Below are 9,637 nucleotides of genomic sequence, written 5' to 3'. Positions count from 1 at the left end.
GCAGGTGCCGGAGGGGCTGGGATTGGGTGACCGGTGTCGGCAGGTGCCGGAGGGGCTGGGATTGCTTGACCGGTGTCGGCAGGTGCCGGAGGGGCAGGGATTGCTTGACCGGTGTCGACAGGCGCCGGAGGGTTCGGCTTGGGTGATCGGTGTCGGCAGGGTGCTGGATGGCTGGGGTTGGGTCGCCGGTGTCGGCAGGTGCCGGACGGGCTGGGATTGTCTGACCTGCGTCGGCAGGTGCCCGGGTCGGCCCCGAAATTTCTTGACGACGTCGGACGGGTGCCGGGCGGGCTGAATGATCGGCGGGGCGTGGATAGGGTCGTCTTATGGGCAGCCCCGTGGACTCGACAGCCGACCCCTTGCCGACCCCCCTCACCCAGTCCGGCCGTGCCGGGCTTGCCGCCATTCTTGATCGGCCCGGTGCGGCGCTGATCGGGCTCGATCTCGACGGGACGCTCGCGCCGATCGTGGCGGATCCCGAGCAGGCGCGGGCCCATCCGGAGGCGGTGCCGGCGCTGGCCGCGCTCGCGCCGAAGGTGGCCGCCGTCGCGGTGATCACCGGCCGCCCGGCCGATGTCGCCGTCCGGCACGGAGGCTTCTCCGGTGTTCCCGGCCTGGAACACCTCGTCGTCCTCGGTCACTACGGCGCCGAGCGCTGGGACGCCGCCACCGACACCGTCACCGCCCCGCCCCCGCACCCCGGCGTCGCCGCCGTCCGCGCGGCGCTGCCGAAGCTCCTGGACGGGACCAACGCCTGGGTCGAGGAGAAGGGCGGCCGAGCCGTTGCCGTGCACACGCGGCGGGCGCAGGATCCGCAGGGCGTTTTCGAGGCCCTCCGCGAGCCGCTCACCGAACTCGCCACCCAGCACGGCCTGATCGTCGAACCCGGCCGTCTGGTCCTCGAACTCCGACCGCCCGGCATGGACAAGGGCGTGGCCCTCACCGACTTCGCCCGCGAGATCGCCGCCGAGTCCGTGCTCTACGCCGGCGACGACCTCGGCGACCTTCCCGCCTACGGCGCGGTCGACGCACTCCGCTCCCACGGCACGCCGGGCCTGCTCGTGTGCAGCGGCAGCGACGAGGTCACCGAGCTGAGGGAACGGGCGGACCTGGTGGTGGACGGTCCGGCGGGGGTCGTAGGGCTACTGGCGGGGCTGGCTGAGCGGATCGGCTAGTGGGGCAACTCGCCCAGGTATCGGCTGACGTGCCTGTGCTTACCGCCGTGGGCAGTCGTTCCGCAGGGCGGAACGGGTGGGTACGGCCCGCAGCGCCGGGCGCGGCCCCATTACGCGTCCAGTGCACCCAGCTGGTCCAAGAACCACTGCGCCGGCGGAAGTGCAGTCGCCGCCGCCGCAAGCCTCTTCGTCCGCTCCCCCCGCTCCCCGACCGGCATCGTCAACGCCTCGTACAGTGCCTCGGCCGTGCCCGTCACGTCGTACGGGTTCACGACGATCGCGTCCTCACCCAGCTCCTCGTACGCCCCCGCCTCGCGGGACAGCACCAGCACGCACCCCTCGTCGGAGACGACCGGCACCTCCTTGGCGACCAGGTTCATGCCGTCCCGGATGGGGTTGACCAGCGCCACGTCCGCGAGCCGGTACGCCGCCAGGGACCGGGCGAAGTCGTCCTTGACGTGCAGCACGACCGGCGTCCAGTCCGCCGTGCCGTAACCGGAGTTGATCTCCTCCGCGATCCGCTGCACCTCGGCCGTGTACTCCCGGTACACGGCGAGATCCTGCCGCGACGGATACGCGAACGCGACATGGACGACCCGCCCCCGCAGCTCGGGGTGGTCGTCGAGCAGCTGCCGGTATGCGTGCAGGCCGCGCACGATGTTCTTGGACAGTTCGGTCCGGTCGACCCGCACGATGGTCTGCCGGCCCGCGCCGATCTCGGCCCGCAGCGCGGCGATCCGCTCCTCGACGTCGGCCTGGTGCGAGCGCTGCCGCAGGAAGTCGGCGTCGGCGCCCAGCCCGTGCACGCCGACCCGGGTGTCCCCGAGCCCGCCGACGACGGCCTCCGCGCACGCGGTGAACGCGTCGGCCCAGCGCTGTGTGAGGAAGCCCAGCCGGTCCGCGCCGAGCATCCCGCGCAGCACATGCTCGGCGATGTCGTCGGGCAGCATGCGGAAGTAGTCGACCGGCGCCCACGGAGTGTGCGAGAAGTGGCCGATGCGCAGGTCGGGGCGGAGCTCGCGGAGCATCCCCGGCACCAGTGTCAGGTGATAGTCCTGCACCAGCACCGCCGCCCCGCCCCCCGCCTCCTCGGCCAGCGCCTCGGCGAACGCGCGGTTGTAGCGGACGTACGACGCCCACTGCCGCCGGAACTCCGCGTCGAAGACCGGCTCCAGTGGCGTCTGGTACAGCAGGTGGTGGACGAACCAGAGGACCGAGTTCGCGATGCCGTTGTACGCGTCCGAGTGCACGTCCGCCGGAATGTCCAGCATCCGTACACCGGACTCGCCCACTCCGCGCCGTACCGCCTCACGGTCGCCGTCGCCGAGGGCCGAGCAGACCCACAGGGCGCCGACGTCCGGCCCGATCGCCGAGAGACCGGACACCAGCCCGCCGCCGCCGCGTTTGGCGTTCAGCGAGCCGTCCTCGTGGACCTGATAGGAGACCGGTCCGCGGTTGGAGGCGACCAGGACCTGCGCAGCACCGAAGGTTGCAGCCATACGCCTCAACCTAGCCCAGGCCAGAACCGCTCAAACGTACGGCTCAGCCGTATACAACCGGCGGATTCCGTTACTCCTAGCGACCCTCCGCTTACCGTCAGGCAGCTTTGCGTGACTGGTACTCGGCGATTTCAGCCATCGGCGGCCGCTCCTCCGTGTCCACGGAGTAGGTCCGCGGTTCGAATCCGTCCTCGCCCCGCTCGAACTGGGTGAGGGAGGGGCGGATCAGATGGCCGCGGGCCAGCCGGAGCTGGGCCGTGCGGTAGATCGCGGCCGACATACGGCCCAGGGCCTGGCCGTCCTGGTGCCGGTGCTTGCGTACGCCGACGTCGACCTGGGCGAGGGCGTCCAGGCCCACCAGGTGTAGCGCGTCGACCAGCATGCCCAGTTCCACGCCGTAGCCGACGGGGAACGGGAGCTGTTCCAGCAGGGAGCGGCGGGCCGCGTACTCGCCGCCGAGGGGTTGCACGAAGCCCGCGAGTTGCGGCCAGTGCATGTTCAGCAGGGGGCGGGCCATCAGCTCCGTCACCCGGCCGCCCTGGCCTGCGGCGCCGCCGAGCGGACGGTCGTACATCCCCTTGACGAGGTCGACCTCCGGATCGGTGAGCAGCGGGCCGACGATGCCCGAGACGAAGTCCGACTTGAACTCCTTCAGGTCCGCGTCGATGAAGCAGACGATGTCGCCGCTGGTGACGAGGAGCGAGCGCCACAGGACCTCGCCCTTGCCGGGGACGGCCGGGATGCTCGGCAGGATGTCGTCGCGGTGGACGACCCGGGCGCCGGCGGCGGCGGCCACCTCGGAGGTGCGGTCGGTCGATCCCGAGTCGACGACGACTATCTCGTCGACGAGCGGGACCTGGTGCATGAGGTCATGACGGATCACGGCGACGATCTCACCGACCGTCTCCTCCTCGTTGAGCGCGGGCAGCACGACACTGACGGTCTGGTGCGTGGCGCGTTTCGCGGCAAGAATCTTGTGGAGCGGACGATCGGTCACAGACCAGGAGCGTGTGCTCAGCCAGCGGTCAACTTCTTCCAGCACAGTAAGCGGCTCCTCACTGTCGCGGATCACCACTCAGGGGCGTGTGATCCATCTCGCGGTTCGGACGACTATCTCAACTGTCCTGGCCTTCGGTTACAGTCTTGAACAACGCTGATGACCATCGCATGTCGGGGGCCGTCGGCGACCACGACCGCATGACAACTGCATACAGCTCATCCAGAGGGGCAGAGGGATACGGCCCGTTGAAGCCCCGGCAACCCTCCAGTCGGTACTCGTAGATCAGTGTTGATCGTTCTTGGCGAGGCTCCCGACTAGGGAAGGTGCCAAATCCGTCTCACGGCGAAGTGCGTCGTGAGGAAGATGAGGAGAAAGGGCCTCGCCTCACATGGCTGCGCAGACAGTTGCAAGCACCACGAACTCCGTAGACCTCGGACCCGCCGCCGCTCTCTCGTGCCGCGAGTGCGGTCACCGGGTACCCCTCGGTCCGGTCTTCGCCTGCGAGGAGTGTTTCGGCCCGCTCGAGATCGCCTACGACTACTCGGCCTACGACACCGAGGAGCTCCGCAAGCGCATCGAGGCGGGACCCGCGAACATCTGGCGGTACGCACCGCTGCTGCCCGTCCCCGCGGACGTGGCCGACAAGCCCAACATCAACCCGGGCTGGACCAAGCTCGTCAAGGCCGACAACCTGGCGCGCGAACTGGGTGTCGACGCCGGCAAGCTCTTCGTGAAGGACGACTCCGGCAACCCGACGCACTCCTTCAAGGACCGCGTCGTGGCCCAGGCCATCGAGGCCGCCCGCGCCTTCGACTTCACCACCCTCTCCTGCTCCTCCACCGGCAACCTCGCCGGTGCCGTGGGTGCCGCCGCCGCCCGCGCCGGCTTCCGCTCCTGTGTGTTCATCCCGCACGACCTGGAGCAGGGCAAGGTCGTCATGGCCGCGGTCTACGGCGGTGAGCTCGTCGGCATCGAGGGCAACTACGACGACGTGAACCGTTTCTGCTCCGAGCTGATCGGCGACCCGGCCGGCGAGGGCTGGGGCTTCGTCAACGTCAACCTGCGGCCGTACTACGCCGAGGGCTCCAAGACCCTGGCCTACGAGATCTGTGAGCAGCTCGGCTGGCAGCTCCCGGACCAGCTCGTCATCCCCATCGCCTCCGGCTCGCAGCTCACGAAGGTCGACAAGGGGCTACAGGAGCTGATCAAGCTCGGGCTGGTCGAGGACAAGCCGTACAAGATCTTCGGCGCGCAGGCCGAGGGCTGCTCGCCGGTGTCCGTCGCCTTCAAGGGCGGCCACGACGTCGTCCGGCCGCAGAAGCCGAACACGATCGCCAAGTCGCTGGCGATCGGTAACCCTGCCGACGGTCCCTATGTCCTCGACATTGCGCGTCGCACCGGTGGTGCGGTGGAGGACGTGAATGACGAGCAGGTCGTCGATGCGATCAAGTTGCTGGCGCGTTCGGAAGGCATTTTCGCCGAGACGGCGGGTGGGGTGACGGTGGGTGTCACCAAGAAGCTCATCGAGGACGGTGTCCTTGACCCCACCAAGACCACGGTCGTCCTGAACACCGGTGATGGTCTCAAGACCCTTGATGCGGTGGCCGGCACGGGGCTGACTGCGACCATTCGTCCCAACCTGGACTCGTTCCGGGAGGCGGGTCTGGGCTAGGGCCCGTCCCATTGATTTCGTCTGCGGGCCTGTGGGGGCTGGTCGCGCAGTTCCCCGCGCCCCTTTCAGGGGCGCTGTACTGACCGGAGGTCACATCGTGAGCGTTAGCGTCCGTATCCCCACCATCCTGCGCACCTACACCGGCGGTGCGGCCGAGGTCGCTGCCGAAGGTGGCACCCTCTCCGAGGTCATCTCCGACCTGGAGAAGAACCACACCGGCATCGCGGCCCGCATCCTTGACGACCAGGGCAAGCTGCGCCGGTTCGTCAATGTGTACGTCAATGACGACGACGTCCGTTTCGAGCAGGGGCTGGAGACGGCGACGCCGGACGGTGCGGGTGTCTCGATCATTCCGGCGGTCGCGGGCGGCTGAATCACGCATTGTTCATCGAATGGCCCCCTCCGTGAGAGAAGCGGAGGGGGCCATTCTCTATGGTTGAGCACGGTACAGTTGGGGAAGCTGCCCGCGCCTTTCATGCCGGGCGCATATGAGTTCCGCCCGCACGGCCGACAAGAAGTAGCCAAAGTACGCGGGCCTTTTGCGTCATTCGCTCCTTTTATTGGGTCCGACTTGCCCTGAATTCCCATAAATTCTCCGCATTTTACCGACCGGTCGTGCCCAGAATTCTCGTCCGATTGACCTGTTGCAGACGGCAGTTGGACAGATACATTCAGCCGCGGTCGACGCGTTCCGGCGCACGCCCCCAACCGTGGGGGGTGAGGTCTGACCCGGATCCGCGAAGTGCGGATCTGTGCAAGGGCCAGTAATAGGGGAGTTAGGCATGGCTCAGGGCACCGTCAAGTGGTTCAACGCGGAGAAGGGGTACGGCTTCATCGCGGTCGACGGTGGTGCGGATGTATTCGTCCACTACAGCGCGATTCAGATGGACGGCTACCGCACCCTGGAAGAGGGTCAGCGAGTTGATTTCGAGATCTCGCAGGGCCAGAAGGGGCCGCAGGCGGACATGGTCCGACTGGCGACCAGCTGAAGCACGCGCCGACTGAGTGCAGCGACGTTCTTCTGTTCTTCTTCGGAGGGCTCGTTTCCCATGGGGAGTCATGGGTTGCGAGCCCTCCGGCATGTCCGGACCCCTTGGCCCGCCTGGGGATCACTGAGGAGAGCTTGCACTCGGCATGGGCGAGTGCTAATCATTGGCGTTAGCACTCTGAAGGTGAGAGTGACAACGAGGACCGGGTCGGTGAGGCCCGCAGGCCGGGTGGGGCAAGGAACCACAGGCAGGCGAGCCGTCCGTCGCGGGCGCCAGCGCGGTCCGGAGCAATCCACCCCAGTCCGGGAGGACCACTTCACATGGCCAAGATCATCGCGTTCGACGAGGAGGCACGGCGCGGCCTCGAGCGCGGCATGAACCAGCTCGCGGACGCCGTGAAGGTGACGCTCGGCCCCAAGGGCCGCAACGTCGTCCTCGAGAAGAAGTGGGGCGCCCCCACGATCACCAACGATGGTGTCTCCATCGCCAAGGAGATCGAGCTCGAGGACCCGTACGAGAAGATCGGCGCCGAGCTGGTCAAGGAAGTCGCCAAGAAGACGGACGACGTCGCCGGTGACGGTACGACCACGGCGACCGTGCTCGCCCAGGCCCTGGTCAAGGAGGGTCTGCGCAACGTAGCCGCCGGCGCCAACCCGATGGCCCTCAAGCGCGGTATCGAGAAGGCCGTCGAGGCCGTCTCCGGTGCCCTGCTGGAGCAGGCCAAGGACGTGGAGACCAAGGAGCAGATCGCTTCCACGGCCTCCATCTCCGCCGCCGACACCCAGATCGGCGAGCTCATCGCCGAGGCGATGGACAAGGTCGGCAAGGAAGGCGTCATCACCGTCGAGGAGTCCCAGACCTTCGGTCTGGAGCTGGAGCTCACCGAGGGTATGCGCTTCGACAAGGGCTACATCTCGGCGTACTTCGCCACCGACATGGAGCGTATGGAGGCCGTCCTCGACGACCCGTACATCCTGATCGCCAACTCCAAGATCTCCTCGGTCAAGGACCTGCTCCCGCTCCTGGAGAAGGTCATGCAGTCGGGCAAGCCGCTGCTGATCATCGCCGAGGACGTCGAGGGCGAGGCCCTGTCGACCCTGGTCGTCAACAAGATCCGTGGCACCTTCAAGTCCGTCGCCGTCAAGGCCCCGGGCTTCGGTGACCGCCGCAAGGCCATGCTCGGCGACATCGCCATCCTCACGGGCGGCGAGGTCATCTCCGAGGAGGTCGGCCTCAAGCTGGAGAACGCGACCCTGGATCTCCTGGGCCGCGCCCGCAAGATCGTCATCACCAAGGACGAGACGACGATCGTCGACGGCTCCGGCTCCGCCGACCAGGTCGCAGGCCGGGTCAACCAGATCCGTGCCGAGATCGAGAACAGCGACTCGGACTACGACCGCGAGAAGCTCCAGGAGCGTCTGGCGAAGCTGGCCGGCGGCGTGGCCGTCATCAAGGCCGGTGCCGCCACCGAGGTCGAGCTCAAGGAGCGCAAGCACCGCATCGAGGACGCCGTTCGCAACGCGAAGGCGGCCGTCGAGGAGGGCATCGTCGCCGGTGGTGGCGTGGCCCTGCTCCAGGCCTCCACGGTCTTCGAGAAGCTGGACCTGGAGGGTGACGAGCTGACCGGCGCCAACGCCGTGAAGCTTGCGCTGGAGGCCCCGCTCAAGCAGATCGCCGTCAACGGTGGTCTCGAGGGCGGCGTCATCGTCGAGAAGGTGCGCAACCTGCCCGTCGGTCACGGCCTGAACGCCGCGACCGGTGAGTACGTCGACATGATCGCCGAAGGCATCATCGACCCGGCGAAGGTCACGCGCTCTGCCCTGCAGAACGCCGCCTCCATCGCCGCGCTGTTCCTCACCACCGAGGCCGTAATCGCCGACAAGCCGGAGAAGGCCGGCGCCGGCGCCGGCGCCGGTGGCGGCATGCCGGGCGGTGACATGGACTTCTGATCCTTCCGAGGATCGGATCCGTCCGTTCGAACCGAGGGCGGCACTCCCTGTTCTGACAGGGGGTGCCGCCCTCGGGCATGTCCGGGATCACACGGCGGGGCGGGGAATGCCGTGGCCTGTGGGATGGCTGACGTTGACGGCCTTTCGATGCGTGTGCACACAATGCATACGCACATACCCACCGGTACCCCAAGGAGCCTCCCACGTGACCGTCACCGTCTCCGAGTCCGCCTCCCGCGCGGCCCAGATCCTCTCCCGGCCGGCCTCCATCAACGGCCTCACGCTCCCCAACCGGATCGTGATGGCGCCGATGACCCGCAAGTTCTCCCCGGGCGGCATCCCGGGCGCGGATGTGGCGTCGTACTACTCGCGTCGCGCCGCCGCCGGGGTCGGACTGATCGTCACCGAGGGGACGTACGTCGGCCATGAGTCGGCGGGGGAGAGCGACCGGGTGCCGCGGTTCCACGGGGAGGAGCAGCTGGCGGGGTGGGCGAAGGTCGCCGAGGCCGTGCACGCGGCGGGCGGGCGGATCGTGCCGCAGCTGTGGCACATCGGCATGGTGCGCAAGGAGGGGCAGCAGCCTTACCCCGAGGCCCCGGCCGTCGGGCCCTCCGGGCTGCGCATCGGCTCCACCGAGGCCACCGGCAAGGCCATGACGCAGGCCGATCTGGACGACGTCATCGGCGCGTTCGCCGAGGCCGCGGCCGCCGCGGAGCGGATCGGGTTCGACGGCGTGGAGCTGCACGGCGCCCACGGCTACCTCCTCGACCAGTTCCTGTGGGCCGGCACCAACCGTCGTACGGACGGATACGGCGGTGACGCCGTCGCCCGTGCGAAGTTCGCGGCGGAGATCGTGGCGGCGGTACGGGAGACGGTCTCCGCCGACTTCCCGATCCTCTTCCGCTACTCGCAGTGGAAGCAGGAGGCCTACGACGCACGGCTCGCCGAGACCCCGGAGGAGCTGGAGGCCGTCCTCGCCCCGCTCGCCGCGGCCGGTGTCGACGCCTTCCACGCCTCCACGCGCCGCTACTGGCTCCCGGAGTTCGAGGGTTCGGACCTGAACCTCGCGGGCTGGACCAAGAAGCTCACCGGCAAGCCGTCCGTCAGCGTCGGCTCGGTCGGCCTGGACGGCGACTTCATCAAGGTGTTCCAGGGTGAGGGCGCCGCTGTCGGCAGCCTCGACAACCTCCTCGACCGGCTGGAGCGCGACGAGTTCGACCTGGTCGCCGTCGGCCGCGCGCTGCTCCAGGATCCGCAGTGGGCGGCGAAGGTGCTCGACGGCCGGTTCGGTGAGCTGGCGGCGTACGACGCGGCGGCGCTGAAGTCGCTGAGCTGAGCTGCGTGTGAGCCGCG

General features: G+C 68.4%; 8 protein-coding genes and 1 riboswitch. Of the genes, 6 read left to right on the top strand and 2 right to left on the bottom strand.

Annotated elements, in window-relative coordinates; genetic code table 11:
* Nucleotides 1-326 precede the first annotated feature (326 nt).
* A complete protein-coding gene (gene otsB, locus KCH87_RS27880) occupies nucleotides 327-1,175 on the top strand; it encodes a trehalose-phosphatase (RefSeq protein ID WP_210589015.1) in 849 nt (282 codons plus the stop codon).
* A gap of 110 nt (nucleotides 1,176-1,285) precedes the next feature.
* Here otsB and KCH87_RS27875 read toward each other — a convergent pair whose 3' ends face one another.
* Entirely contained in the window at nucleotides 1,286-2,674 is a 1,389-nt protein-coding gene (locus KCH87_RS27875) for a trehalose-6-phosphate synthase (RefSeq protein ID WP_210589014.1), read from the bottom strand.
* A 97-nt stretch (nucleotides 2,675-2,771) separates the two neighbouring features.
* A complete protein-coding gene (locus KCH87_RS27870; protein ID WP_210589013.1) occupies nucleotides 2,772-3,716 on the bottom strand; it encodes a glucosyl-3-phosphoglycerate synthase in 945 nt (314 codons plus the stop codon).
* Nucleotides 3,717-3,886: 170 nt separating this feature from the next.
* Nucleotides 3,887-4,044: riboswitch (SAM riboswitch) on the top strand.
* 18 nt (nucleotides 4,045-4,062) lie between these two features.
* On the opposite strand from KCH87_RS27870, the gene thrC reads away from it, so the two are divergent.
* From thrC to KCH87_RS27845, 5 genes are all read left to right on the top strand, one after another.
* Nucleotides 4,063-5,346 carry a threonine synthase gene (gene thrC / locus KCH87_RS27865; protein WP_210589012.1) on the top strand — a complete coding sequence of 428 codons (1,284 nt, stop codon included), beginning with the start codon at nucleotides 4,063-4,065 and terminating at the stop codon, nucleotides 5,344-5,346.
* A gap of 97 nt (nucleotides 5,347-5,443) precedes the next feature.
* Entirely contained in the window at nucleotides 5,444-5,719 is a 276-nt protein-coding gene (locus KCH87_RS27860) for a MoaD/ThiS family protein (protein ID WP_210589011.1), read from the top strand.
* Between the two features lie 409 nt (nucleotides 5,720-6,128).
* Nucleotides 6,129-6,335 (top strand): cold-shock protein, encoded by a 207-nt coding sequence (locus tag KCH87_RS27855; RefSeq protein ID WP_019057200.1) that lies wholly within the window; start codon nucleotides 6,129-6,131, stop codon nucleotides 6,333-6,335.
* A 320-nt stretch (nucleotides 6,336-6,655) separates the two neighbouring features.
* On the top strand, nucleotides 6,656-8,284 hold the full coding sequence (groL, locus tag KCH87_RS27850; RefSeq protein WP_210589010.1) for a chaperonin GroEL: 1,629 nt from the start codon (nucleotides 6,656-6,658) through the stop codon (nucleotides 8,282-8,284).
* 205 nt (nucleotides 8,285-8,489) lie between these two features.
* Complete coding sequence (locus KCH87_RS27845; protein ID WP_210589009.1) at nucleotides 8,490-9,620, top strand: NADH:flavin oxidoreductase; 1,131 nt, start codon at nucleotides 8,490-8,492, stop codon at nucleotides 9,618-9,620.
* The last annotated feature ends 17 nt before the right edge of the window (nucleotides 9,621-9,637 follow it).

This window comes from Streptomyces sp. GESEQ-35, from assembly GCF_017948485.1.
Classification (GTDB): domain Bacteria; phylum Actinomycetota; class Actinomycetes; order Streptomycetales; family Streptomycetaceae; genus Streptomyces.
Note: the sequence above shows the minus strand (reverse complement) of the source record. Positions and strands in the feature narration are given on the sequence as shown.